The organism is Priestia sp. 10L35 (assembly GCF_056395685.1).
Window position 1 is genome coordinate 23,752 of sequence record NZ_JBFTKA010000001.1, and the last position, 23,072, is coordinate 46,823.

The following is a 23,072-nucleotide window of genomic DNA, read 5'->3' on the forward strand; positions in this document are numbered from 1 at the left end:
AGCGTCATTTACATGAAGGAAATCTTACTAGCTTATGCGAGTATGTCAGGTAACACAGAAGCGATAGCCGATTTAATCGAAGAAGAATTAGTCAAGCATGGATTGCATGTGAAACGAGCAGAAGTATATGACATTGATGCTTCTGACCTTGTATCTGCAGAATCTATTATCTTTGGAGCTTATACGTGGGGAGATGGAGAGCTACCAGATGATTTTTTAGATCTTTATGATGAAATGGATGATATAGATCTCAGTCAAAAGCAGATGGCTGTATTTGGCTCAGGTGATTCATCATATGATGTTTTTTGCGGAGCAGTTGATTTAATTGAAGAAAAAATAAAGAAACGTAACGGAAATATAGCCGTTCCCGGTTTGAAAATCCAGCTCTCCCCCTTTGGAGAAGATGTAGAAAAATGTAAGGTATTTGCTAAAGGTTTTGCTGAAATAGTAGCAAAATCTGCTGCTTCATAAGAAAACCCGGTCAAGTGCTGACCGGGTTTTTTAATATGGTTTCTTTTTGCTGTATTCTTTATTGTCTTTCATAAATAGACGCCAGAAATAAAAGAATCCAGGAAATAAAATAGCAAAACCAACAATATACACAATAAATAAAGAATGAAATGCATCGGGATGTGTAAATCCATTCTCAATCGTTACGTTTGGATAGACAACATAAGGTAAATGACTTCGTCCGTATACGTAACTTGCTAAGAAATATTGAAGGATAATGGATACCACGGCTAAACGAGGCATGCCTTTTCCTTTTTGAGAAGGTAGCAGCAGAGCAATACCAGCTACTACAAATAGACCTACAGATCCGTAAAGAAGGGGCTTAAACTGCATCATTTTATCATATAACCAGCTTGCTTCTGATTGCATTGTAATCATAATAAAGATAGCCATTAGCAGGGAAAGAGGTCCTGTAATGAGCGCATCACGCCGATAGACCGCATAAGCTTCCATTTCGTCAGATGACTTCGAGTAATCTGCTAATAACAGAGACGATAGAAACAGCGAAGAGCTTATGGCAAATCCGATAAATGAATAGACGTGCGGACTTGAAAATACTTTTGCTAAGTTTAATTGCTGCGTGCCATCAATTATATCAATAAACCCACCTTGACTTACTGGCAGTACAGCGATTAAAAAAGCAGGAATTAACACGCCGGATATACCGGATATATAAACCAACGCTCTCCGATATTTGAAGCTGCTAGCATAGTGTGAAAACACTAAAAATCCGCTTCGAATAGATAAGAGAAGTAAAATGATACTTCCGGGTATTAGTAACACTGTGCCAAGCGTAAATGTAGCTCGAGGAAAAAAACTAAACAGCGCAACAACAATCGCAACGATAAATACATTGGTTACTTCCCAAGTAGGTGATAGATATCTGTTTGCTACATCTGTAGCATTTGTTTTCGTACGATTAATATATACCATCGACCAAAAGCCAGCTCCAAAGTCCATCGTTCCCATTACGGCATAGATAAAAATGAAGCCCCATATTACAGTAATTGCTAGTAATGAATCACCCATATTCTCACATCCTTTTTAATCTGCTTGCGCAGCAAGCTCTTTAGAAAGTGGATTTCTTCTGAAATAAAACACCAGTACAAGGGCGACTGCGGCCACGAGTACGATATAAACAAGCAAAAATAAAAAAAATAAAATATGCAAATTAGCAGAAGTGGTAACTGCTTCTGATGTACGCATGATGCGGTAAATGACCCAGGGCTGTCTTCCGGTACATGCGAAAATCCATCCGAATTCAATGCCCATGATCGCGAGAGGGCCCGTTGCGACAAATGCCCACATGAAAATTTTAGGGAAGCTTTTCTTCTTTAAAAACTTGTACCAAACAACGCCCACTAGCGCCACTAAAATTAAAATCGATCCGATAATGACCATACCGTTAAACAAGGTATGCACAAAAAGCGGCGGCCAATAATCCCTAGGGAAGTCATTAAGTCCAGTAATCACTGTATTAAAGCTATTACCCGACAAGAAGCTGAGCATCCATGGAAACTCAATTCCATACTTGACTCGCTGTTCTTTTTCATCTGTGAATCCACCTAAAGCTAATGGCGCATGATCTTGCGTTTCAAATAGACCTTCAGCTGCTGCAAGTTTTTCGGGTTGATATTCGTATACTTTTTGCATAGATTCATGTCCATTCAAAGCTGTTACAAAAGAAAAAATCCCGCCGATTACTAATCCCATCATCAGCGCTTTATGATGAAATTTATATTCTCTTGGATTATGTTTTCGCGCACGAAGCATTTTAAAGGCAGCGACTGAAGCAATGACAAAGCCTCCGGTTGTATAAGCAGAAACGGCTACGTGACCGGACGTTACAAAGAAACTCGGATTAAAGAAAGCTGCCCAAGGATCTACGCTTACAATTTCGCCATTTAAAATTCGAAAGCCAGCAGGTGTTCCTTCAAATGCGTGCACGTTTGTAATTAAAACGGCAGAGGCAAGAGCGCCTATTGCTACTAAAATTAGACTGATAATCCTCATTTTTCGAGAAATACGGTCCGCTGCGTATACGTAAATAGAGAGAAACAGAGCCTCAATAAAGAAAGCATAAATTTCAATTTGAAAGGGAAGAGCCATCACTTTTCCTACGATTTCCATAAAACCCGGCCAAAGCAACGCTAATTGTACACCAGCAATCGTTCCCGTAGGAATGGCGACTCCAAGCAGGACAGCAGCTCCTTTTGTCCAACGCTGTGCCATAAGTTCATAATCTTTATCTTTTGTTTTGTAGTAAAGAATTTCAGCCAATAAAATCATGAGAGGAATGCCGACGCCAAGAGTGGCAAAAATGATATGTACTCCCATGTTCAGACCAAACATTGAACGTGCAGTAACTAAATGATCCATTCATTTTTCAACCTTTCCAGTAAAGTATTGATAAACCTTATTGTCCACTTTTTACCACGCTTTATGCATCAGAATTGGTAAAACATATAACTTGAAAATAGTAATCATTACGATTATAATGAGTATATATTGTTTTAAAGGAGAGATATTTAATGAAAACAAATATTCATCCAGACTATCGTAAAGTTGTATTTATGGATACAAATAGCGGAACATCATTTTTATCAGGATCTACAAAACAATCAAATGAGACCGTTCAATGGGAAGATGGCAACACATATCCGCTTTTAAAAGTTGAAATCAGTTCGGATACACATCCATTTTATACAGGAAAACAAAAATTTGCTGATAAAGGCGGCCGTGTAGAACGCTTTAAGCAAAAATATAAATTACAATAAAAAAACTAGCCGGGAGGCTAGTTTTTTTATTAATATAATGCTTTTTTCAACGTATCAATATTGTGTTGCATAATGGAGAAATAATCTTCTTTATTTTTAACATCGTTTTTTGTTAATGACTCTAAGTTATGAAGTGTTAAAGCTTGAGCTCCTACTTCATTTTTTACAAGCGTAGACACTTTAGGCTTTAAATTTTGGTCAAAGATAAAGTATTTGATATGGTCTTTTTTTGCTTGTTTTACGATGTTTTCTAATTGTTTCTGAGACGGCTCATTTGTAGGAGATAAACCCGCTACGCTAATTTGCTTTAAGCCGTATCGTTTTTCCCAGTAGCCATAGGCTGCATGTGATACTAAAATTTCTTTATGAGGTGCGTCGCCAATCGTTGTTTTTAACTCTTGGTCCACATCTTCAAGCTGAGTTTTTAACGATTGGAAGTTCTTTTCAAACTCTGCTTTTTTATCTGGTTTTAATTCAATAAGTTCGTCTTTAATATTTTCTGCTAATTGAATAGCTAAAACAGGATCAAGCCAAACGTGAGGGTCTGTATCTCCGTGGTTATGCTCTTCTTCATGGGCATGTTCGTTTTCGTGGGCATGCTCATCTTCAGAACTCTTTGCTAATTTAATTCCTTTTGCAGCTTCTACTAAAGCTACATCTTCATTTTTAAGTGTAGACTGTGCTTTATCTGCAAAACCTTCAAGCCCAATTCCTGAGTAAACAAATGCGTCCGCGTTGGCGATTTTGACCATTGTTTTTGTTGTAGGCTCAAATGAGTGCGCATCTACACCGGTTGGTAAAATGCTTTTAGCTTCTACATATTTTCCACCGATTTTTTCAGTAAAGTCCTGTAAAGGGTAGATTGTTGTATAAACTTCTAATTTTTTGTTTTTATTATCAGATGCGTTATTTGCACTGCTTGAACTGCACCCCGCAAGAGCTGTTCCAATTCCTAATGCAAGCACCATTAAAAGTGGTTTGAATTTCATTATGTTGCTCCTTCCGTTCGTATCGTAACCATTTATGACCTATGTTATTATATCGTAATTATTACGATTTGAAAACTAAAAATTTACGCACCTACTGTAAATTTAGGAAGGGGATCTTTGAGAGCAGCCCAATCTTGATTCATTTCCTCATTTGTCAGCAAACAGCGGTCTAAAGTTTCAATTATTTCAGCTTTGTTCATATCAATACCAATGAACACAAGCTCGTTAATACGATCTCCAAATTGTTCATCCCATTTTGCTCGTAATTCAGGCTCTTCTTTTAAGGTTTGTTCTCTTTCTTCCGGGGCGTAAGCTGCTATCCATTCACCCGCTGCTTGAATCATAATGGACGTACCGGCTTGAGAAAGAAGTCCTGCCATATTATTACGTGAAGCAAGCCAGAAAAATCCCTTTGCACGTACAATATCAACCGGCCAGTTCTCTAACCATTTCATAAAGCGTTCAGGATGAAGGGGACGGTTCCTTCTGTATACAAAAGAAGAAATACCGAACTCTTCCGTTTCAGGCGTATGGTGCTCCTCATTTAATTCTTTAATCCATCCGGCTCCTTGACTAGCTTTTTCAAAGTCGAATAAGTCGGTATGAAGTATGGCTTCAAGGCTTACTTCACTATTAATTGTTTGGATAACAGTGGCTTCTGAGTTTAATTTGTGAAGAACAGCCTCCAGCTCATCTGCATCATCTTTTGTTAACAAATCAACTTTGTTTAACAAAATGACGTTTGCAAATTCAATTTGATCGATTAACAAATCAATCACTTCTCTTGTATCGTTTTCATCTGTTCCTTCTTTGCGGTCTAATAAGCTTTCGCCGGATGAAAAGTCTTCCCAAAAGCGATTGGCATCTACTACAGTGACCATCGTATCTAACGAACATTTCTGAGTTAAATCAATGCCCAGCTCTTCATCAATATAAGTAAATGTTTGAGCAACAGGGATAGGTTCGCTGATTCCGGAAGATTCAATGACAATATAATCAATATCACCATTGTCTGCTAGGCGTTCTACCTCTTTCATTAGATCGTCTCGAAGCGTACAGCAAATACAGCCATTTTGCATTTCAACAAGTTTTTCTTCTGTTCGAGAGAATCCGCCTTGTTTAACTAAGTCTGCATCAATATTTACTTCGCTCATGTCATTGACAATGACCGCGACTTTTAAACCTTCTTTATTTTTTAAAATATGGTTCAAAAGAGTTGTTTTACCTGAACCAAGGTATCCGCTTAAAACGGTAACGGGAATTTTTTTCACTGTTATAACCTACTTTCTTGTTTGTAAATAATAACGATTACGATTTAACACTTTTCATCTTATAGGAAAAAGTATTATAATACAAGAAAGAATTTTTTTTATGAAGGAGAAGACAGCAGATGAGCTTATTACAAGATGTTTTAGAATTCAACCAAAAATTTGTAGAAGAAAAGAAGTATGAACTTTACGAAACAAGCAAATTCCCTGATAAAAAAATGGTTATTTTATCGTGTATGGACACAAGATTGGTAGAATTACTTCCACACGCTTTGAATTTGCGCAACGGAGACGTGAAAATTGTTAAAAACGCAGGAGCGCTTGTTTCACATCCATTTGGAAGTATTATGCGAAGCATTTTAGTAGCTGTGTACGAGCTTCAAGCAGATGAGGTATGTGTAATTGGTCACCACGACTGTGGAGCAGGTAAACTTCAGGCGGAACCTTTTTTAGAGAAAGTAAGAGCAAAAGGCATCTCAGATGAAGTGATTAATACCATTGAATATTCTATGGACTTGAAACAATGGTTAACGGGTTTTGATTCAGTAGAAGAGACTGTTCAGCATAGTGTAGAGACAATCCGTAATCATCCTCTATTTTCAAAAGATACTCCTGTACATGGACTAGTTATTGATCCAAATACAGGAAAGCTAGATGTTGTTGTAAATGGGTATGAAGCAATCGAAAACAACTAAAGCTTAGTGTGATTTTTTCTCAGGTACTTCATCGATGCCACCCGGATGGAACGGGTGGCATTTTAAAATTCGTTTTACAGTCAAATAAGATCCCTTTACGGCACCAAAGCGTTTAATGGATTCAACTCCGTACTGGGAGCAAGTAGGGTAAAACCGGCACCTTGCCGGAAGAAAAGGTGAAATTCCTTTTTGATATCCTTTTATAAGTAAAAGCAAAAGCTTTGCAATCATTTATTATCACGTTCTTTCTTTCGTGTTTGCTCATACTATAAGGGATAGAAGGAATAAAAAGCAACTAAAAGAAATAAAGGTTATTAAATGGATGAAATATATCGGAATTGCATGTTATGATAGGTGAAAGAAGAAAAAAGGAGTGGTATTATGCCATCAGTAGAAAGTTTTGAGCTAGATCATAATGCGGTTAAAGCACCTTACGTAAGACACTGCGGTGTTCACAAAGTGGGAAGCGACGGCGTTGTAAATAAATTTGATATTCGTTTTTGCCAGCCAAACAAACAAGCAATGAAGCCGGACGTTATTCATACGCTAGAGCATTTATTAGCTTTTAATATTCGTACTCATGTAGAAAAATACGATCACTTTGATATTATTGATATTTCGCCTATGGGATGTCAAACAGGGTACTACTTAGTAGTGAGCGGTGAGCCGACTGTACGTGAAATTATTGATTTGTTAGACGATACGTTAAAAGATGCAATTAACATTACTGAAATTCCAGCAGCAAACGAAAAGCAGTGCGGTCAAGCGAAACTTCACGATTTAGAAGGAGCAAAACGCTTGATGAAGTTCTGGCTAGAACAGGACAAAGAAGATTTAGAAAAAGTATTTGGCTAAAAATAAGCAGTCCGCTGGGCTGCTTATTTTATTTGAAAAAAGATGAAGAAGTTTCTCTAAGTCTAAAGAAAGGGAAATGTCTCTTTTTATGAAAAAAATGTTTTAATCAACTAAAAAAGGGTACAACTATATTATACAAAGAGTTCACAAAGGAGCGAAAAACATGGCAGTAAATGTAAATGAAATCGTTAATAAACAAGTAGCGAATTTTAGTGTAATGTACATAAAACTTCATAACTTTCACTGGTACGTAAAAGGTGAACAATTCTTCACTCTTCATGAAAAGTTTGAAGAGCTGTATACGGAAACAGCTACAATTATTGATGACCTTGCAGAACGCCTTTTAGCATTAGAAGGAAAACCTGTAGCGACAATGAAAGAATCGTTAGAACTTTCTTCTATTAAAGAAGCGGATGGAAGCGAAACGGCTAAAGATATGGTTGCTTCTTTAGTAAGCGATTTTGATACGCTAACTGCTGAATTAAAAGAAGGAATGGACGCAGCCGGTGAAGCGGGCGACGAAACAACAGGAGACATGCTGTTAGCCATTCATCAAAGCTTAGAAAAGCATACGTGGATGTTAAAATCATTCCTAGGCAAGTAATTAAAACCTGCGAGTAATCGCAGGTTTTTTTATGATAAGATGGACGAACACTTTTTTTTCACCGGCATATACTGTAGGGATATGACTGCTGAAAGGGTGAAAAAAGTGGATATGCAGAAGCTTTCTGTCTTGATAATTTCAAGTTTAGGTTCACTGGCTTTTTTTTTATTTGGAGAGTGGGACTATTTACTAATGGCTTTAGTAGCATTAGTGACAATGGATTATTTGACAGGCACGATTGCAGCTTTTATAAATAAACGTTTATCTAGCAAAGTAGGTTTTAAAGGAATTGCGAAAAAGATTTTTATTTTTGCCATGATTGCTGTAGCAAACTTTATCGATTCCGTATTCTGGGAAAACGGTCATATTATTCGAGATGGAGCTATTTTGTTCTATATTTTAAATGAAATGATTTCAATTACAGAAAATGCAGGAATTGTAGGAATTCCAATTCCAGAGCCGCTAAAAAAAGCAATAGCGATTTTAAAAGACCGCTTTAAATCGTAGAGTGTATAAAAAAAGAATAAGATACAAATAAGAAAGATAAGTTGGCACTAGAAAGAAGGAGCTGAATATCTTTCATGACAAAAAAATATTATGTATCTCTGAGTTCAGGAGAAATCAATCAGTCAAATACTGCTTCAGATTGGAATTATGCGATTGAAGCAACAGATGAAGAAGTGGAGAAGCTGAGAACGTATTTAGATCAGCGTGCTTCAAGCGATTGGTCAAGCTTTTGGCGATCACATATTCCGTATCTGGAATATCATCATGATTCTCAAAATGATATGTACGATAAAACGACAGTTGAAATATATGCCATGCTTTATCAGCTAGGAGACGATGAAACAAAATCACATATCAAACAGATGAATATTTTATCTTCAGATAGAATGGAATAAGGGGTAAAAAGCAAAGAAAAAAAGTACGAGCATACTTTTCTTATCAGGTATGGCCGTAATGTATGATAAAATAAGGGAAAAATCAAATGGAGTTTGAGTCGACCATGTACACATTTAAGGATGCATATCATAATCAAGTATTTTTATCATTTGAAAAAAATCCATTCTCGAAAACTCCACGTCATGTTTGGGTCGTATGCAGGTATGAAAATCAATGGTTGCTAACGAATCACTCAAAACGAGGTTTAGAATTTCCCGGAGGAAAACTAGAAGGGAATGAAGTACCAGAAGAAGCAGCGGTTCGAGAAGTATTTGAAGAAACAGGCGGAGAAGTCTCTTCTTTAACTTATATTGGGCAATATAAAGTAGTAAGTAAAGGAAAGACCATTATTAAAAACATTTATTTTGCTACTATTGGAAATGTAATTAAAAAAGAAGACTACATGGAAACGGATGGTCCCGTAATGATTGATGAACTACCTTCGGGCATTCAACAAGATGATGCATACAGCTTCATCATGAAAGATAATGTTTTACAATATGTAATGAAATATGTAAAGCGAACATTTTTGTAAAAGTATCCTATCAATGAAAATCCCCCCGTTTGTACGGGGGGATTTTTTATGAGCGTCGGATCAATTTCTTTTCTAAATAAGCAACGCCTTGATACATAATCGTAGCGAAAATGGCAATTAATAATAAGCTGAGAAGAACAAGAGTAAAGTTGAAGACTTGGAAACCATAAATAATCATATATCCAAGCCCTTTCGAAGAAACTAAAAATTCTCCTACGATGACTCCTACCCAAGATAAGCCGACATTTACTTTAAATGTGGAAATAATAGCAGGCATGGAAGCTGGCAAAATGGCTTCTTTAAAACAACGGGTTTTCGTTGCCCCAAAGCTTTTTAGTAATTTAATATAGTTCGGATCAACTTCTTTAAATGCTGTGTAAACGACGATGGATGTAATAATAACGGATATAATCGCCCCCATCGTTAAGATTGAGAAAAAACCTGGACCGATCGCTACAATTAAAATAGGGCCCAGCGCTACTTTTGGCATGGCGTTTAAAATAACGAGGTAAGGGTCTAATATATGTGCAAGCCTAGTTGAATACCAAAGAGCCGTTGCAAGTAAAATACCTAGCACTGTGCCTAAAATGAAGCCAAGAACTGTTTCAAATAACGTAAAACCAATATGTTCTGCCAGCGAGCCGTCGGCAAGTTTAATTAAAAATAAATGCCATACTTTAGTAGGAGAACTGAAGATTAAAGGGTCAATCCACTTTAAACGAGAAGCCAGTTCCCATAAGCTAAAAAAGGCTAAGAAAATTATCAGCTGCACGCTCAGTACTAATCGTTTTTCGACCAAAACCTTGCGAAGGTAGCTTTCATGAAGAGTATCTAGGGAGCTAGTAGGTTTCAAGTTGATCAAGCTCCTTCCATATATCCATAAATAAGTCGTTATAGACAGGGTGCTGTCGCGCTTCAAACGGAGAGAGGGTTCGTAAAATAGAAGGAACCGTAAATGTTTTTGCGATTTTTCCCGGCTTTGCTGAGAATAAAAAGATTCGGCTGCTCATGGCAATAGCTTCGCCGATATCGTGAGTGACCAAAACGGCTGTTTTTTGATAGGTCATCAGCGTTTTGGAGACAAGTTCTTCAAGCTTGAGTTTTGTTTGAAAATCAAGTGCTGAAAAAGGTTCATCTAAGAGTAAAATAGCGGGGTCAATGGCAAGTGTTCGGACTAAAGCGACACGTTGTCTCATGCCTCCGGATAACTGATGCGGATATAGGTCATCTACGCCCTGTAAACCAATTTCTTTTAGGAGTAACAGTGCGTTACTCTCTGTTTTATCTGTTAGCTGTCCGCGAATTTCAAGCCCAAGTAAAATATTTTCTTTAATAGTTTTCCACGGAAACAAATAATCTTGTTGAAGCATATAACCGATGTTTGGGACTGATGTTCCGATATTTTCACCGTCTATTGTGACAGAGCCGGACGTTGGTTCAATCAAGCCTGCAATAATCGATAGAAGCGTCGTTTTTCCACATCCGCTTGGGCCGAGAAAGGAAACAAATTCTCCTTCTTCAATAGACAAATTAATATGTTCAAGTGCAGTGGTAGCAGACTTTGTCGTAAGATACATATGCTGAACATCTTGAATGTGAAGTTTTGTCATATTACTCACTCATTGCATCTTTTGCGAATTTTGTGTTGACTAGCTTGTTGTGATCGATGTGTCTTGGGAGTTCTCCAGATTCATCCATTATTTTTTGCAAATGATCCCACTCTTTTTGATCTAATAAAGGGTTAGTTGCAAAAGATTTTTGGGATTTATAGCGGTCAATAACAGTTTTCAGCGTTTCTTTAGGAGTATCTTCGAAATACGGTGCAACCACTTCAGCAATTTCATCTGTGCTATGTGTATTCACCCATTTTTGTGCTTTGTAAATAGCTCGAGTAAATTTAGCTGCTGCTTCAGGGTTATCTTTTAAATAGCTTTCTTTGGCCATAAATGTTGTATAAGGAACTGTTCCTGATTCTTTTCCGAAGGAAGCAACGATATGTCCTTTTCCTTGTTTCTCTAAAATACTAGCCGTTGGCTCAAATAATTGAACGTAATCTCCAGTACCAGAAGCAAAAGCATTCGCAACGTTAGCAAAATCAATGTTTTGAACAAGTTTTACATCTTTTTTAGGATCAATATTATGCTGTTTCAACACATATTCCCCTACCATTTGCGGCATGCCGCCTTTACGTTGACCAAGAAACGTTTTGCCTTTAAGCTGATCCCATGAGAAGTGATCGACTTTTTTACGTGCTACTAGAAATGTTCCGTCGGTTTGGGTTAGTTGTGCAAAGTTGATGACGGGATCACTAGACCCCTGTGCATATACGTAGATTGAAGTTTCCGAGCCGACTAAGGCGACGTCGATGCCGTCAGATAAAAGTGACGTCATTGTCTTATCTCCGCCCCACGTTGTTTTTAAATCTACCTTTAGTCCTTCTTCTTCAAAAAAGCCTTTTGAAATAGCGACGTACTGGGGAGCATAAAAGATAGAACGAGTTACTTCGCCAACACGAACCGTTTGTACAGATGTTGTTTTGCCGCAGCTAATTAGTGGAATGAGTAAAATCATAATAGCAAGCAAAGAAAAAAGCCATTTGATTGGTTTCATAAAGCAAACCCCCTTAAAATAATAAAATATTTTATGATAATGTATGTAAAGAAGTGGAAGAAGGTGAGTGCCTATATAACTATGTGGAAAATCAAAGAACTATTAGTCAACAATTGAAAGTACACCTTAGCGGGAGAAAGCAGGCTAGTTATATAAAGAATGGAGGAAAAAAATGAAAGATGGAACAATTCTTCATAAACAGCGTTTCCCATCATCAAACCCTCGCGTGGCGCTGTGGGTGATTACATATGCATGTCAAGGACTTAAGATTAAAGGAATGCTCGCAGAGCCAAAAGAAAAAGGAATGTATGACGGCTTTTTATACTTAAGGGGAGGTATCAAGAACGTAGGAACGGTTCGTCCTGCTCGACTCATTCAATTTGCTTCTCAAGGTTTTATTGTGATGGCTCCGTTCTACAGGGGAAATCAAGGAGGAGAAGGAAACGAAGATTTTGCAGGAGATGATCGTTACGATGCTTTTGCTGCTTACGATTTACTGAAACAGCTCCCTAACGTCCACCATGACCGCATTCATATTTTTGGGTTTTCAAGAGGGGGAGTGATGGCTTTACTCACAGCTATTGAAAAAAACGACAGCCGCTCTCTTGTGTTATGGGGAGGCGTCACGGATATGGTGCTGACATATGAAGAAAGAGAAGATTTAAGAAGAATGATGAAGCGGGTGATTGGAGGAACTCCTTCTAAATATCCTGAAAGATACGAATGGAGGACCCCTTTGCATCGTGCTCATCTCGTCGAGCCGCCGGTCTTGCTTATTCATGGTTTAGAAGATAAAAACGTGTCGATTGATCATTCCTATCAGCTAGAATCTAAACTAAAGAAGGCCAATAAAAAAGTTACCAGCTGGTACTTCGAAAACTTTCCACATGCTTTTCCCCCAAAAGAAAACCGAGAAACGGTGAAGAAGTTAACGAAGTGGATGAAAGCGCAATAAAAGATATGCTACGATAGAGAAAACAAGTAGAATAACAGTGAGGAGTGAGAAAAAATGGGGATGCCGCTAGAATTAAATACAATGATTGTGACAAAAGGCAACGAAAAGCGTGTAACGGATAACATTTTTCAAATTGAGAAAAAAGGATATCGCTTGTATCCGTTAGATATTCCATTAAACGTTCACAAAACGAAAAATGGAGAATGTATTGGAACTGCTGTTGTGCGTAAGGTAGAAATGGAGCAGGAAAAAACCATTATCACATATGAACTGACAAAATTACATTCGACTAACTAAAAAAACGATCGTCTATAAGACGATCGTTTTTTTATTAGACTCTAGGTCCGCCTAATGTTGAAATGTCAGATGCTACATCGTTAAAACGCTTGAAATTAGCTTTGAATTTAGCAGCAAGCTCAGTTGCCTTTTGGTTATAAGCTGTTGCATCGTTCCATGCTTTAGAAGGCTGAAGCACTTCATCAGGAACGCCCGGAACATGAGTTGGAATCGATAAACCAAAAATAGCATCTGTTACTGTTTCGGTATTAGCGAGTTCTCCTTCAAGGGCTGCTTGAACCATAGCTCGAGTGTAACTTAACTTCATTCGTTCGCCCACCCCGTATTCACCGCCGGTCCATCCAGTATTTACAAGGTAGACATTTACATTATGTTCATCGATTTTCTTTCCTAGCATTTCTGCATAAGTTGTTGGAGCAAGAGGTAAGAAAGGCTCACCAAAGCATGTAGAGAAAGTAGCCTGTGGCGATGTTACGCCGCGCTCTGTTCCAGCTAACTTACTAGTGTATCCGCTCAGAAAATGGTACATTGCTTGTTCTTTTGTAAGCTTGCTGATTGGAGGTAAGACACCGAAAGCATCAGCAGTTAAAAAGACAATAGCTGTAGGGTGCCCGGCAACGCTTGGCAATACCGTATTATCAATAGAGTCAATTGAATAAGCGGCACGAGTATTCTCTGTTAAACTATTATCATTGTAATCTGCTACTTTCGTATTTTGATTTAACACTACATTTTCCAGTACGGCGCCGAAGCGAATTGCATTGAAGATTTGCGGTTCTTTTTCTTCGGAAAGCTGAATGCACTTCGCGTAGCATCCTCCTTCAATATTAAATACACCAGAGCTTGACCAACCGTGCTCGTCATCTCCGATTAAACGACGGTTTGCATCAGCAGAAAGCGTTGTTTTACCCGTTCCAGATAAACCAAAGAATAATGCAACGTCACCTTCTTCTCCTACGTTAGCAGAACAGTGCATGGATAGAATATTGTTTTGAGGAAGTAAGAAGTTCATCACTGAGAAAATAGATTTTTTCATTTCACCAGCGTATTCAGTTCCTCCAATTAGCACAATGCGTCGCTCTAACGAAAGAATAATGAAGGTTTCAGAATTCGTCCCGTCTGTTTCAGGATCAGCTTTGAACGTTGGAGCTGCTACAATTGTAAACGGCTTCACATCATCATTTGTTTTTTGTTCGGCTGAAGGGCGAATGAATAACTGCTGAGCGAATAGGTTGTGCCATGCAAATTCATTAACTACTTGAATTGGTAACTGATACTTTTTATCAGCTCCAGCATATCCATTAAAAACAAAAAGTTCATCCTGCTTCTTTAAGTGGGTTAAGACTTTTTTGTATAGCGCATCGAATCGCTGAGCAGAAATTGGCTGATTGACAGGTCCCCATTCAACCGTTTTTGAAGACACAGCATCGCTTACAATAAATTTATCTAAAGGAGAGCGACCTGTATATTTTCCGGTTTCGACTGACACAGCACCTGTAGAAGTCAGCGTTCCTTCGCGTCGAGCTAGAATTTTTTCAACAAGTTGTGGAACAGATAATTGGTGTTTTGTTGTTTTTAATTGAAGCAAACCATTTAATTCGATAGACATATCAACAGTACTCATGTGCACTACCTTCCTTTTTTAGCTATTATTTATTCATTAATGTTTGAAATTTATAATTAGTATAACACATTTATTTAATTATTCTATACTATTTAACTAAAAATGTTTGTGTATTATAAAAAAATGTACGTTATACCTATTTTAGACACATGTATATGTGCTAGGAGCGAAAAAAGTGAAGCTATTTTAAGTGAAAGCCTCATTTTGATCTGTCTTATTAACTAAACTTAGTGATGATTCTTAATAAGGTGTACTATTTCGGAATTTGAGTATGTTACATTAAAACAGATTCAAACATAAAGAGATGATTTCCATTTGAATGTTGTTGACAGTGGAGCGCTTTTTCATGTATTATATGTCCTTGAACGGATACTCTCTTATCCCGAGCTGGTGGAGGGACAGGCCCTATGAAACCCAGCAACCATCGTCATTTTTTTGTGTAGACGATAAGGTGCTAACCTGATGCAAGGGCACAACCTTGATCGATAAGAGTGAAAGGCTTATGTAGAATTTGATACCTTTCCTCGATACAAGGAAAGGTTTTTTTATATTTTTTAACGTGTAATGAAAATAAGGGAATGAGTACCGTATCACAATGTATCGTATTTATAAGGAGGAAAACTGATGTCAACACAACGTCGTCTGTTCACGTCAGAATCTGTTACAGAGGGACATCCCGATAAAATTTGTGACCAAATTTCTGACTCAATTCTTGATGCTATCCTAGCAAAGGATCCAAATGCTCGTGTTGCTTGTGAAACAAGCGTAACAACTGGTTTAGTTTTAGTAAGTGGTGAAATTACAACTTCTACTTACGTGGATATTCCTAAAACAGTTCGTGAAACAATTAAAGGAATTGGCTATACTCGTGCAAAATACGGATTTGATGCTGAAACTTGTGCAGTATTAACATCTATCGACGAGCAGTCAGCTGATATCGCTGCTGGTGTAGACCAAGCGTTAGAAGCACGTGAAGGTCAAATGTCAGATGAAGAAATCGAAGCAATCGGAGCTGGAGACCAAGGCTTAATGTTTGGTTATGCATGTAACGAAACAAAAGAATTAATGCCTCTTCCAATTTCATTAGCTCATAAACTTGCTCGCCGTCTAACAGAAGTACGTAAAGAAGAAATTCTTCCTTACCTTCGCCCGGATGGTAAAACACAAGTAACAGTTGAATATGATGAAAACAACAAACCTGTTCGCATCGATACAATTGTTATTTCAACTCAGCATCATCCAGAAGTAACGTTAGATCAAATTCAACGTAACTTAAAAGAATATGTTATTAATCCAGTTGTTCCAAACGAGTTAATTGATGAAAATACAAAGTATTTCATTAACCCAACAGGACGTTTCGTAATCGGCGGTCCTCAAGGAGATGCTGGTTTAACTGGTCGTAAAATTATCGTTGATACTTACGGCGGATATGCTCGTCACGGCGGCGGTGCATTCTCTGGTAAGGACGCAACAAAAGTAGACCGTTCAGCAGCTTATGCAGCTCGTTATGTTGCGAAAAACATTGTAGCAGCTGATCTTGCTGATAAATGTGAAGTACAACTAGCATATGCAATTGGTGTTGCACAACCAGTATCTATTTCAATTGATACATTCGGTACAGGAAAAGTTTCTGAAGAAGTACTAGTAGACGTAGTACGCAAAAACTTTGACCTACGTCCAGCGGGCATCATTAAAATGCTTGATTTACGTCGCCCAATTTATAAGCAAACAGCAGCTTACGGCCACTTTGGTCGTACGGACGTGGAGCTTCCTTGGGAGTTCACAGACAAAGCGGAAGCATTAAAAACTCAAGCTTTAGCTAAATAATAAAAAAATCTCCGTGAAAACGGAGATTTTTTTTATGCCCATTGAATATCTGCAGCAGATTTTTCTACGACACCTTCATATTCTGAAAGCAAATGCTGAAAAATGGCGTCCCATGATTGAGTAAGAGCATAGTGTCTCGCTGCATGGCCAAAGTGAAGCCGCTGGTGCAAATCATCGAGTAAACCTGTAATAGCCGAACTGAATTCTTCTAAGGAGTGAGGTTTGCAAAGGTAGCCGTTTCGCCCGTGCTGAATCATCTGTTTAACTCCTCCTGCATTTGCTGCCACTACAGGAGTTCCAGAAGCAAGAGACTCCAGTACAACATTTCCGAAGGTTTCTGTTTCTGAAGGAAAAACAAACAAATCAGATGATGAATAGATATGAGCAAGTTGCTTACCTTCAAGGAAGCCTGTAAATGTCATATGCTCAGATGCTTGCTGCTGCATTTGTTCTTTTAAAGAGCCGTCTCCCACAATAACCCAGTGAATTTGATGGCGGATATGATCCGGTAGAGATCGTGCGATTTTCATTAAAAAATCAGCGTTCTTTTCTTTAGCTAATCTTCCTACATACGTTAAAATGTAGGGCTTTTTAATATTATATTTAATACGAATATCAAAGCGGTCATAGTGGGGGTGAAATAATTTATGATTTACTCCTCGCGACCAAATAGATACGTTGTGAAACCCTTGTTCTTCTAGCTGCTGTTTGGTCACTTCAGAGGGAGCGAATATTTTTTGTACAGGTTTATAAAACCATTTCATATATTTTTGCAGTGGTACACGCATTTTTTCAAGTTCATAGTGAGATAAATAATCAGCAAAATTGGTATGATAAGAGCCGACAAGAGGAACACCTAATCTTTTCCCGTAATAGGAGCCGCAAAGCCCCATTGTAAAAGGAGTGGCCAAATGAATAATAGAAGGATTGAATTCCTGCAGCTGCTTTTTAATTTTTAGAACGTTTGGCAATGAAAAGCGGCTGTTTGGATAAAGGAAAAACGGCATGCTGGGCGAACGGTGAACATACGTTGAAAATGACTGATCATGAGCAAATTCAGGAGCAAATACCTGGATGGGAATTTGCTTTGATTTGACATACTGGGTAAACTGATAAAGTGTTTTAGCAGCTCCGTTAACTTCTGGAGCAAATGTATCCGTAAATAAAGCAATTCTCATTAGTACTCCTCCTATCAATTAAGTTAAAAATATGTTCAGTGACACAGCACCTGAAAAGATGCCCAGTATCAGGCCTACCATGACATCCGTCGGATAGTGCAGACCGAGATAAATTCTTGAAATTCCTACCGTTACTGCAAGAGGCAAAAGAACGGCAGTGAAGGCTGGATAAACAATCATAAGAGGGGTAACCAACGAAAAAATAGCTGTTGTATGCCCAGACGGAAATGAATGATCTTTTAAGGGATTTTCTAATACTTTTGTATATTTTAATTGAATATAAGGTCGTTTTCTCGGATATAGTTTTTTAGCAATGGCGACAGGAATATGACTAACGGCTAGAGAAAACGCACAAGCGTAAGCGACGGATGAAGGATGCAGAAATAGCAGCAAGCACGCTATCACAATGGTAAACGTGGCTCCGCCAGTGTGAGTTAGTAAACGTAAAAATCTATTTAAGTGCTTTCGATCAAAATGTTGGTTTACGCTTTTGAATAATCGGCATTCGGCATCATATACATACTGAATTAACTTGGCTTTCATAGAGTCGCTCCCTTTTCAATAAATACGTCTTTATTATTCAGTTTAATCTTTAATTGTGTAGGCAGTACTAAAACGATGTAAATTAATATGGGAATTTCTTTACAATTGTGGAGAGAATAGAACATGATTGGAGAGTTTGTGGAGATACTAAAAAAATTCCCTCAGTATGACTTTCTGAGGGAACGTTTCCTTTATAATGAAGAATCAGATTTCTTAATAGATTTATAATACTGCCCTTTTTCTACATATTCTGTACGAATGCGCTGCATATCTTTTAAATCCTCTTCTGTCAGAGTGCGGATCACTTTAGCAGGTCGGCCGAGTGCGAGAGTATTGGGGGGTATTTTTTTACCGGGAGGCACTAAGCTTCCAGCACCGATAAAAGCACCTTCACCAATTTCCGCACCGTCTAAAATAATAGAACCCATGCCAATGAGCGCGCGTTTGCGGATGATGGAGCTATGTAAAATAACTTGATGTCCTACTGTTGCATCATCCTCAATAAGCAAAGGAGCATTTGGGCTTTGATGGAGTGTTGATTGATCTTGTATGTTTACTCGTTTACCAATAATCGTAGGTGAAACATCTCCTCTAATAACAGTGTTAAACCAAATGCTGCTTTCTTCACCAATGGTGACATCTCCAGTAATCGTGACATAGTCTGCGATGAAGCAGCTGGGTGCAATGGTAGGCATTTTTTCTTTATACGGATAAATCATCAAATCATCTCCCTTTATTAGTTGAAAAAAAGTAGTAAATCTTCTAATGTAAGTGTACAAAGGTTTTTTAAGCAGGTAAACAAAAAAAGGAAGAAGGAGTAACTCAAATGCATAAATGGGAAGCAGTAAATCCAAAAGGCGTTATTGTCATGGTCCATGGAGCAGCGGAGCATCACGGACGCTATCGCTGGCTGATTGAGATGTGGCGTTCGGTTGGAATGCACGTAATTATGGGAGACCTTCCTGGCCAAGGCTTAACAACAAGAAGAAGAGGACATATCCTATCCTTTGATGAATATGTGTATGAAGTGGAAGAATGGGTACGTGAAGCGCAAAAATATGATTTGCCTATTTTCCTGTTAGGTCACAGTATGGGAGGACTGGCGGTTATTCGTACGCTCCAGACAAAAAACCTCCCTATATGGGGTGCGATTCTTTCCTCTCCTTGTCTAGGATTAAAAGAGCAAGTACCGGCTTATTTAGATATGCTATCTAAAGGGTTAAATAAAGTCATGCCGAACAAACTTTTCGATTTAGGTCTCACTGTTGAAAAAGCAACAAGAAACCAAGAAGTTCGAGATGAAGATGAAAATGACTCACTGTATGTTACAAAAGTTTCTGTAAGATGGTACCGGGAATTGATCCAAGCTGTCAACTTAGCTTTTAAAGATATCGATCGTTTGCCTGATGTCCCGCTTCTTGTGATGCAGGCAGGAGAAGATAAAATTATTGAAAAGCTGATTGTTAGGCAGTGGTTTGATGAAATAGAGCTAAGTGAAAAAATCTACAAAGAATGGTCTCAGCTGTATCACGAAATCTTTAATGAGCCTGAAAGAGAATACGTTTTTACATATGCGAAAAGTTTTGTGGATCTTCACATTTAATAAGTGCGGTAAGAAATTGAGGTGAAAATAAATGAAGATTCCGTCTCATCCTATTTCATTAATGAGAAAAATTTATCGAGAAGTGTTTCCTGTCGTTCATCATGAGCTTAATCATTGGCGCGAACGAGCAAAAGAGATTCCTAATAAAGAATTGCGTACTCAAGCATTGGCAAGTATCGATACAAAAACTTTTCATTGTGAAGGAGGCGGTATCCTATCGATTTTAGCGAAAGAAAACATGATTGAATGCGTGAAATTTATTGTTGCCTACCAAACAATCAGCGATTACTTAGATAACTTATGTGACCGCAGCAATTCGCTAGACCCTAAAGATTTTGCCGCCTTACATGAATCGATGCCAGATGCGTTGACTCCTCATGCACCTCTTGGGGATTACTATCGTTTTCGAGCGGATAAAGACGACGGAGGATACTTAGCTGGACTTGTCCAGACTTGTCAGCAGTCCTTGCGAAAAGCTTGTAATTACCATATAGTCTCTTCACATTTATTAGAACTAGCTAATTATTATTGTGATTTGCAAATACATAAGCATGTTGAAATCAAGGAAAGAGTTCCACGATTAGAGAATTGGTTCGATGCTCACCGGCACAGTGTTCCTGAAATGGAGTGGTATGAATTTTCAGCGTGCTCTGGTTCAACGTTAGGAATTTTTTGTTTAGTTGCTTATAGCTTTCAAGAAGAGATGACCGAAGAAATGACGCAGAAAATAAAAGCAGGATATTTTCCTTATATTCAAGGCTTACATATTTTACTCGATTATTTAATTGACCAAGAAGAAGATAAAGCAGGAGGAGATTTGAACTTTTGTTTTTATTATCCTCATTATCAGCAAATGATGGATCGCTTTTTGCATTTTGTCGTAAAAGCGGACGAATATGCTAAAAAACTGCCAGATTATCACTTTCACTGCTTTATCTATAAAGGACTCTTGGGCGTTTATTTGTCGGATCAAAAAGTGCGGGCACAAAAACATGTTCATGTGAATGCACGTAGGTTAATAAAAGCGGGGGGAGCCCTCAGCTACTTTTTCTATATCAACGGACGCTTGTACCGAATGTTAAAAAGATAAGCCATATGCGGCTTATCTTTTTTCAATAGCAATGATGAAGGGAGGGTTGTTTTGCTGATTCATGAAACGATATTGTAAAACGTGAACGTCTTTTTGATCAAGATTTTGGACATGCGTTAGTAAATCGTCTCTTTCTTGTTTCCCTTGTTCGTGTCCATGATAAATAACGAGCACAATCACTCCTTCAGGTGCTAGCAAATCAAGTAACTGCTCAATTGCAGAGATTGTTGTTTCAGAAGTGGTGACAATGTCTTTATCTCCACCTGGTAAATAACCTAAATTAAAGACAGCGCCCGTGACTCGTCCTTTAATAGAACGAGGAAGCATGTTTATATTGCTGTGGCTTTCTTGGATAAGTGTTACTCTGTTTTCTACATGGTATTCTGTCAATCGCTGTTGAGTTGCTTGAATGGCTTGAGGTTGAATATCAAATCCATATACATGACCTGTATCTCCGACTAAGTTAGCTAAGAACAATGTATCATGTCCATTTCCTGCTGTGGCATCAATCGCGACATCTCCTTGGGCCACAGCATTAGTGAGCAATGTGCGGGCAAAAGGCAGGATACGTTCTATTTTCATCTTTCCATCAACTCTTTTTCGTAATATTTTCCTTGATAGCTTTGACGATGTTGGAGCTCTTGATCAATGGCATTTAATACGCTCCACTTATTTACGCTCCACATCGGTCCAACCATGAGGTCTATCGGTCCATCGCCTGTAATACGATGAACAATCATCTCAGGAGGGAGTACTTCGAGCTGATCGCATACAAGCTTTACGTATTCTTCAAATGAAAGAAATTCAACAAGGCCCTTTTCATACTGTTTGACCATAGGAGTTCCTTTTAGTAAATGAAGCAGATGAATCTTGATTCCTTGAACGTCTAATTTTGCTACTTCACGTACGGTTTCCATCATCATATCAGGTGTTTCTAAAGGCAAACCATTAATGATGTGAGAACAAACGCGAATACCGTGTTTTCGAAGCTTTGCTACCCCATCTACATAGCATTGATGATCGTGTGCCCGATTAATAAGCAGTGAAGTTCGTTCATGAACAGTTTGCAGTCCAAGTTCTACCCATAGATAAGTTCGTTCATTTAATTCAGCCAAGTATTCCACCACATCGTCGGGGAGACAGTCAGGGCGCGTGGCGATAGAAAGCCCAACAACTCCGGGAAGCTTTAAGACGGCTTCATATTTTTCACGAAGCTCCTCGACAGGAGCATGAGTATTAGTAAATGCTTGAAAGTAAGCAACGTATTTTCCGTCTTTCCACTTATGATGCATTTTTTCACGGATTTCATTAAATTGTGTCACGAGGTCATCCGCTCTGTTTCCGGCAAAATCCCCTGAGCCGGCAGCACTGCAAAACGTACAGCCGCCGTGAGCTACCGTGCCGTCTCTGTTTGGACAATCAAATCCTCCATCTAAGGCTACTTTAAATACCTTATGGCCAAAGTGGTTACGTAAGTGGTAATTCCAGGTGTGATAACGTTTGTTTTCAGATTTATACGGAAATGGGTTTGTCTGACTCAAATCAGCAACCTCCTTTTTACATGCAATATACATCAACAAATTGTATCAAAAACGTGAAAAAGTGCCAAACAAATTTAAGGATGCTTATATTTAACAGGTTCTTCTTGTCGTAAAGGGAAGTAAAGTTGCGCAAAATAAGACAGAAATGAACGAATAGGAGGAATAGAGAATGACAACTCGTCAAGCAGTGGATCAACTTATGCAACAGTGTGAAGATGCTATTCGCTTTGGACAAGGCCAGTTGCAGGAAGGCATGAAGCAAGAACATTATAACGACACTGAGTATACAAAAGCACAGGAAAAATTAGAAAATGCTTATAAAGAAATTGAAGAGTTTTCTCACAGTGCAAATGCACAGCAAAGAGAGCAGCTATATCGCATGCGCCTTCAAGTTCAGCAGCTGCAAAATAAATTGATCACAACTCAGCATTAAGGAGAGGATTTTATGGCAACGCGTTCAAATCAAAATAATCCGGAACAAAAAACAAAAAACGGGATCAACAGCAATGACATTGAGCTAGGAAAAGATTTTGATCCGGTAAAAGAATTAAAAGCACGAAACAGCAAGCGTGCACAGCCGGTTCGTTCGAAGCAAAAGTAAGCGATAAAAAGGTGGTTTTGCATGATAT

At 38.3% G+C, this 23,072-nt stretch carries 29 protein-coding genes and 1 riboswitch; of the genes, 15 read left to right on the top strand and 14 right to left on the bottom strand.

What is annotated here, in order from left to right; translation table 11 throughout:
- The first annotated feature begins 12 nt into the window (after positions 1 to 12).
- Positions 13 to 471 (top strand): flavodoxin, encoded by a 459-nt coding sequence (locus AC1DEF_RS00115; protein WP_097824714.1) that lies wholly within the window; start codon positions 13 to 15, stop codon positions 469 to 471.
- 30 nt (positions 472 to 501) lie between these two features.
- Here the strand turns inward: AC1DEF_RS00115 and AC1DEF_RS00120 are convergent, their stop codons facing one another.
- Both AC1DEF_RS00120 and AC1DEF_RS00125 read right to left on the bottom strand, forming a co-directional pair.
- A complete protein-coding gene (locus tag AC1DEF_RS00120) occupies positions 502 to 1,539 on the bottom strand; it encodes a cytochrome d ubiquinol oxidase subunit II (RefSeq protein WP_016765774.1) in 1,038 nt (345 codons plus the stop codon).
- 15 nt (positions 1,540 to 1,554) lie between these two features.
- Positions 1,555 to 2,889: a cytochrome ubiquinol oxidase subunit I gene (locus tag AC1DEF_RS00125; RefSeq protein ID WP_013059553.1), complete on the bottom strand. Its 1,335-nt coding sequence runs from the start codon at positions 2,887 to 2,889 to the stop codon at positions 1,555 to 1,557.
- A 152-nt stretch (positions 2,890 to 3,041) separates the two neighbouring features.
- Between AC1DEF_RS00125 and AC1DEF_RS00130 the strand changes: the two genes are divergently transcribed.
- Positions 3,042 to 3,287 carry a type B 50S ribosomal protein L31 gene (locus AC1DEF_RS00130; protein WP_013059552.1) on the top strand — a complete coding sequence of 82 codons (246 nt, stop codon included), beginning with the start codon at positions 3,042 to 3,044 and terminating at the stop codon, positions 3,285 to 3,287.
- A gap of 29 nt (positions 3,288 to 3,316) precedes the next feature.
- On the opposite strand, the gene AC1DEF_RS00135 is transcribed toward AC1DEF_RS00130, so the two are convergent.
- Together AC1DEF_RS00135 and AC1DEF_RS00140 are read right to left on the bottom strand one after the other, a co-directional pair.
- The gene (locus AC1DEF_RS00135) at positions 3,317 to 4,276 is read right to left on the bottom strand and encodes a metal ABC transporter substrate-binding protein (RefSeq protein WP_097824713.1); all 960 of its coding nucleotides are present in this window, start codon (positions 4,274 to 4,276) and stop codon (positions 3,317 to 3,319) included.
- Positions 4,277 to 4,359: 83 nt separating this feature from the next.
- The gene (locus AC1DEF_RS00140) at positions 4,360 to 5,547 is read right to left on the bottom strand and encodes a GTP-binding protein (RefSeq protein WP_097824712.1); all 1,188 of its coding nucleotides are present in this window, start codon (positions 5,545 to 5,547) and stop codon (positions 4,360 to 4,362) included.
- A gap of 119 nt (positions 5,548 to 5,666) precedes the next feature.
- Here AC1DEF_RS00140 and AC1DEF_RS00145 point away from each other — a divergent pair, with 119 nt between their 5' ends.
- Positions 5,667 to 6,239: a beta-class carbonic anhydrase gene (locus AC1DEF_RS00145; protein WP_013085269.1), complete on the top strand. Its 573-nt coding sequence runs from the start codon at positions 5,667 to 5,669 to the stop codon at positions 6,237 to 6,239.
- A 3-nt stretch (positions 6,240 to 6,242) separates the two neighbouring features.
- On the opposite strand, the gene yidD is transcribed toward AC1DEF_RS00145, so the two are convergent.
- Positions 6,243 to 6,470 carry a membrane protein insertion efficiency factor YidD gene (gene yidD / locus AC1DEF_RS00150; RefSeq protein WP_013059548.1) on the bottom strand — a complete coding sequence of 76 codons (228 nt, stop codon included), beginning with the start codon at positions 6,468 to 6,470 and terminating at the stop codon, positions 6,243 to 6,245.
- 150 nt (positions 6,471 to 6,620) lie between these two features.
- On the opposite strand from yidD, the gene AC1DEF_RS00155 reads away from it, so the two are divergent.
- The 5 genes from AC1DEF_RS00155 (at position 6,621) to ytkD (ending at position 9,175) form a co-directional block, all read left to right on the top strand.
- Positions 6,621 to 7,094, top strand: a complete 474-nt coding sequence (locus AC1DEF_RS00155) for an S-ribosylhomocysteine lyase (protein ID WP_013059547.1) — start codon at positions 6,621 to 6,623, stop codon at positions 7,092 to 7,094.
- A gap of 163 nt (positions 7,095 to 7,257) precedes the next feature.
- Positions 7,258 to 7,698: a Dps family protein gene (locus AC1DEF_RS00160; protein ID WP_013085268.1), complete on the top strand. Its 441-nt coding sequence runs from the start codon at positions 7,258 to 7,260 to the stop codon at positions 7,696 to 7,698.
- Positions 7,699 to 7,779: 81 nt separating this feature from the next.
- Positions 7,780 to 8,205, top strand: a complete 426-nt coding sequence (locus AC1DEF_RS00165) for a phage holin family protein (RefSeq protein WP_057233116.1) — start codon at positions 7,780 to 7,782, stop codon at positions 8,203 to 8,205.
- 74 nt (positions 8,206 to 8,279) lie between these two features.
- Positions 8,280 to 8,600: a hypothetical protein gene (locus AC1DEF_RS00170; RefSeq protein ID WP_043975886.1), complete on the top strand. Its 321-nt coding sequence runs from the start codon at positions 8,280 to 8,282 to the stop codon at positions 8,598 to 8,600.
- A gap of 104 nt (positions 8,601 to 8,704) precedes the next feature.
- Positions 8,705 to 9,175: an RNA deprotection pyrophosphohydrolase gene (ytkD, locus tag AC1DEF_RS00175; RefSeq protein ID WP_013059543.1), complete on the top strand. Its 471-nt coding sequence runs from the start codon at positions 8,705 to 8,707 to the stop codon at positions 9,173 to 9,175.
- A gap of 46 nt (positions 9,176 to 9,221) precedes the next feature.
- On the opposite strand, the gene AC1DEF_RS00180 is transcribed toward ytkD, so the two are convergent.
- The 3 genes from AC1DEF_RS00180 to AC1DEF_RS00190 are packed head-to-tail and all read right to left on the bottom strand — an operon-like array spanning position 9,222 to position 11,785.
- Positions 9,222 to 10,028: an ABC transporter permease gene (locus tag AC1DEF_RS00180; protein WP_097824711.1), complete on the bottom strand. Its 807-nt coding sequence runs from the start codon at positions 10,026 to 10,028 to the stop codon at positions 9,222 to 9,224.
- On the bottom strand, positions 10,015 to 10,785 hold the full coding sequence (locus tag AC1DEF_RS00185) for an ABC transporter ATP-binding protein (protein WP_075419758.1): 771 nt from the start codon (positions 10,783 to 10,785) through the stop codon (positions 10,015 to 10,017). The genes AC1DEF_RS00180 and AC1DEF_RS00185 overlap by 14 nt, the downstream gene beginning before the upstream one ends.
- Before the next feature lies 1 nt (position 10,786).
- Complete coding sequence (locus tag AC1DEF_RS00190) at positions 10,787 to 11,785, bottom strand: ABC transporter substrate-binding protein (protein ID WP_043975892.1); 999 nt, start codon at positions 11,783 to 11,785, stop codon at positions 10,787 to 10,789.
- 172 nt (positions 11,786 to 11,957) lie between these two features.
- On the opposite strand from AC1DEF_RS00190, the gene AC1DEF_RS00195 reads away from it, so the two are divergent.
- Positions 11,958 to 12,740 (top strand): alpha/beta hydrolase family protein, encoded by a 783-nt coding sequence (locus AC1DEF_RS00195; RefSeq protein ID WP_097824710.1) that lies wholly within the window; start codon positions 11,958 to 11,960, stop codon positions 12,738 to 12,740.
- A 54-nt stretch (positions 12,741 to 12,794) separates the two neighbouring features.
- On the top strand, positions 12,795 to 13,037 hold the full coding sequence (locus AC1DEF_RS00200) for a DUF2584 domain-containing protein (protein ID WP_043975895.1): 243 nt from the start codon (positions 12,795 to 12,797) through the stop codon (positions 13,035 to 13,037).
- Positions 13,038 to 13,071: 34 nt separating this feature from the next.
- Here the strand turns inward: AC1DEF_RS00200 and pckA are convergent, their stop codons facing one another.
- Positions 13,072 to 14,661 carry a phosphoenolpyruvate carboxykinase (ATP) gene (gene pckA / locus AC1DEF_RS00205; protein WP_028411848.1) on the bottom strand — a complete coding sequence of 530 codons (1,590 nt, stop codon included), beginning with the start codon at positions 14,659 to 14,661 and terminating at the stop codon, positions 13,072 to 13,074.
- A gap of 374 nt (positions 14,662 to 15,035) precedes the next feature.
- Positions 15,036 to 15,153, top strand: a riboswitch (SAM riboswitch).
- 132 nt (positions 15,154 to 15,285) lie between these two features.
- On the opposite strand from pckA, the gene metK reads away from it, so the two are divergent.
- Positions 15,286 to 16,488 carry a methionine adenosyltransferase gene (gene metK / locus AC1DEF_RS00210; protein WP_097824709.1) on the top strand — a complete coding sequence of 401 codons (1,203 nt, stop codon included), beginning with the start codon at positions 15,286 to 15,288 and terminating at the stop codon, positions 16,486 to 16,488.
- 32 nt (positions 16,489 to 16,520) lie between these two features.
- On the opposite strand, the gene AC1DEF_RS00215 is transcribed toward metK, so the two are convergent.
- The 3 genes from AC1DEF_RS00215 to AC1DEF_RS00225 all read right to left on the bottom strand — a co-directional run bounded on the left by AC1DEF_RS00215 (position 16,521) and on the right by AC1DEF_RS00225 (position 18,928).
- Complete coding sequence (locus AC1DEF_RS00215) at positions 16,521 to 17,666, bottom strand: glycosyltransferase family 4 protein (RefSeq protein ID WP_097824708.1); 1,146 nt, start codon at positions 17,664 to 17,666, stop codon at positions 16,521 to 16,523.
- A gap of 18 nt (positions 17,667 to 17,684) precedes the next feature.
- Complete coding sequence (locus AC1DEF_RS00220) at positions 17,685 to 18,209, bottom strand: phosphatase PAP2 family protein (protein ID WP_043975902.1); 525 nt, start codon at positions 18,207 to 18,209, stop codon at positions 17,685 to 17,687.
- A 191-nt stretch (positions 18,210 to 18,400) separates the two neighbouring features.
- A complete protein-coding gene (locus AC1DEF_RS00225) occupies positions 18,401 to 18,928 on the bottom strand; it encodes a gamma carbonic anhydrase (protein WP_097824707.1) in 528 nt (175 codons plus the stop codon).
- A 107-nt stretch (positions 18,929 to 19,035) separates the two neighbouring features.
- Between AC1DEF_RS00225 and AC1DEF_RS00230 the strand changes: the two genes are divergently transcribed.
- On the top strand, positions 19,036 to 19,812 hold the full coding sequence (locus AC1DEF_RS00230) for an alpha/beta fold hydrolase (protein WP_013059532.1): 777 nt from the start codon (positions 19,036 to 19,038) through the stop codon (positions 19,810 to 19,812).
- Positions 19,813 to 19,843: 31 nt separating this feature from the next.
- Positions 19,844 to 20,902: a tetraprenyl-beta-curcumene synthase family protein gene (locus AC1DEF_RS00235; RefSeq protein ID WP_013059531.1), complete on the top strand. Its 1,059-nt coding sequence runs from the start codon at positions 19,844 to 19,846 to the stop codon at positions 20,900 to 20,902.
- 12 nt (positions 20,903 to 20,914) lie between these two features.
- Here AC1DEF_RS00235 and mnmM read toward each other — a convergent pair whose 3' ends face one another.
- Positions 20,915 to 21,484 carry a tRNA 5-(aminomethyl)-2-thiouridylate-methyltransferase MnmM gene (gene mnmM, locus AC1DEF_RS00240; protein ID WP_043975906.1) on the bottom strand — a complete coding sequence of 190 codons (570 nt, stop codon included), beginning with the start codon at positions 21,482 to 21,484 and terminating at the stop codon, positions 20,915 to 20,917.
- Positions 21,481 to 22,443 carry a tRNA modification radical SAM protein MnmL/YtqA gene (mnmL, locus tag AC1DEF_RS00245; protein ID WP_097824706.1) on the bottom strand — a complete coding sequence of 321 codons (963 nt, stop codon included), beginning with the start codon at positions 22,441 to 22,443 and terminating at the stop codon, positions 21,481 to 21,483. The genes mnmM and mnmL overlap by 4 nt, the downstream gene beginning before the upstream one ends.
- A 169-nt stretch (positions 22,444 to 22,612) precedes the next feature.
- Here mnmL and AC1DEF_RS00250 point away from each other — a divergent pair, with 169 nt between their 5' ends.
- Positions 22,613 to 22,876 (top strand): YtzC family protein, encoded by a 264-nt coding sequence (locus AC1DEF_RS00250; protein ID WP_013059528.1) that lies wholly within the window; start codon positions 22,613 to 22,615, stop codon positions 22,874 to 22,876.
- Between the two features lie 12 nt (positions 22,877 to 22,888).
- Positions 22,889 to 23,044 (top strand): hypothetical protein, encoded by a 156-nt coding sequence (locus AC1DEF_RS00255; RefSeq protein ID WP_013059527.1) that lies wholly within the window; start codon positions 22,889 to 22,891, stop codon positions 23,042 to 23,044.
- The last annotated feature ends 28 nt before the right edge of the window (positions 23,045 to 23,072 follow it).

Excerpts from the sequence above, each read along its gene's own strand:
- AC1DEF_RS00250 (WP_013059528.1), top strand. The coding sequence starts at position 22,613 with ATGACAACTCGTCAAGCAGTGGATCAACTTATGCAACAGTGTGAAGAT.
- AC1DEF_RS00145 (WP_013085269.1), top strand. The coding sequence starts at position 5,667 with ATGAGCTTATTACAAGATGTTTTAGAATTCAACCAAAAATTTGTAGAA.
- ytkD (WP_013059543.1), top strand. The coding sequence starts at position 8,705 with ATGTACACATTTAAGGATGCATATCATAATCAAGTATTTTTATCATTT.
- AC1DEF_RS00130 (WP_013059552.1), top strand. The coding sequence starts at position 3,042 with ATGAAAACAAATATTCATCCAGACTATCGTAAAGTTGTATTTATGGAT.
- AC1DEF_RS00185 (WP_075419758.1), bottom strand. The coding sequence starts at position 10,785 with ATGACAAAACTTCACATTCAAGATGTTCAGCATATGTATCTTACGACA.
- AC1DEF_RS00230 (WP_013059532.1), top strand. The coding sequence starts at position 19,036 with ATGCATAAATGGGAAGCAGTAAATCCAAAAGGCGTTATTGTCATGGTC.
- AC1DEF_RS00120 (WP_016765774.1), bottom strand. The coding sequence starts at position 1,539 with ATGGGTGATTCATTACTAGCAATTACTGTAATATGGGGCTTCATTTTT.
- AC1DEF_RS00135 (WP_097824713.1), bottom strand. The coding sequence starts at position 4,276 with ATGAAATTCAAACCACTTTTAATGGTGCTTGCATTAGGAATTGGAACA.
- AC1DEF_RS00215 (WP_097824708.1), bottom strand. The coding sequence starts at position 17,666 with ATGAGAATTGCTTTATTTACGGATACATTTGCTCCAGAAGTTAACGGA.
- yidD (WP_013059548.1), bottom strand. The coding sequence starts at position 6,470 with ATGATTGCAAAGCTTTTGCTTTTACTTATAAAAGGATATCAAAAAGGA.
- mnmM (WP_043975906.1), bottom strand. The coding sequence starts at position 21,484 with ATGAAAATAGAACGTATCCTGCCTTTTGCCCGCACATTGCTCACTAAT.
- pckA (WP_028411848.1), bottom strand. The coding sequence starts at position 14,661 with ATGAGTACTGTTGATATGTCTATCGAATTAAATGGTTTGCTTCAATTA.
- AC1DEF_RS00235 (WP_013059531.1), top strand. The coding sequence starts at position 19,844 with ATGAAGATTCCGTCTCATCCTATTTCATTAATGAGAAAAATTTATCGA.
- AC1DEF_RS00115 (WP_097824714.1), top strand. The coding sequence starts at position 13 with ATGAAGGAAATCTTACTAGCTTATGCGAGTATGTCAGGTAACACAGAA.
- AC1DEF_RS00165 (WP_057233116.1), top strand. The coding sequence starts at position 7,780 with ATGACTGCTGAAAGGGTGAAAAAAGTGGATATGCAGAAGCTTTCTGTC.
- AC1DEF_RS00200 (WP_043975895.1), top strand. The coding sequence starts at position 12,795 with ATGGGGATGCCGCTAGAATTAAATACAATGATTGTGACAAAAGGCAAC.
- AC1DEF_RS00195 (WP_097824710.1), top strand. The coding sequence starts at position 11,958 with ATGAAAGATGGAACAATTCTTCATAAACAGCGTTTCCCATCATCAAAC.
- AC1DEF_RS00155 (WP_013059547.1), top strand. The coding sequence starts at position 6,621 with ATGCCATCAGTAGAAAGTTTTGAGCTAGATCATAATGCGGTTAAAGCA.
- AC1DEF_RS00255 (WP_013059527.1), top strand. The coding sequence starts at position 22,889 with ATGGCAACGCGTTCAAATCAAAATAATCCGGAACAAAAAACAAAAAAC.
- AC1DEF_RS00170 (WP_043975886.1), top strand. The coding sequence starts at position 8,280 with ATGACAAAAAAATATTATGTATCTCTGAGTTCAGGAGAAATCAATCAG.
- AC1DEF_RS00190 (WP_043975892.1), bottom strand. The coding sequence starts at position 11,785 with ATGAAACCAATCAAATGGCTTTTTTCTTTGCTTGCTATTATGATTTTA.
- AC1DEF_RS00160 (WP_013085268.1), top strand. The coding sequence starts at position 7,258 with ATGGCAGTAAATGTAAATGAAATCGTTAATAAACAAGTAGCGAATTTT.
- AC1DEF_RS00225 (WP_097824707.1), bottom strand. The coding sequence starts at position 18,928 with ATGATTTATCCGTATAAAGAAAAAATGCCTACCATTGCACCCAGCTGC.
- metK (WP_097824709.1), top strand. The coding sequence starts at position 15,286 with ATGTCAACACAACGTCGTCTGTTCACGTCAGAATCTGTTACAGAGGGA.
- AC1DEF_RS00220 (WP_043975902.1), bottom strand. The coding sequence starts at position 18,209 with ATGAAAGCCAAGTTAATTCAGTATGTATATGATGCCGAATGCCGATTA.
- AC1DEF_RS00125 (WP_013059553.1), bottom strand. The coding sequence starts at position 2,889 with ATGGATCATTTAGTTACTGCACGTTCAATGTTTGGTCTGAACATGGGA.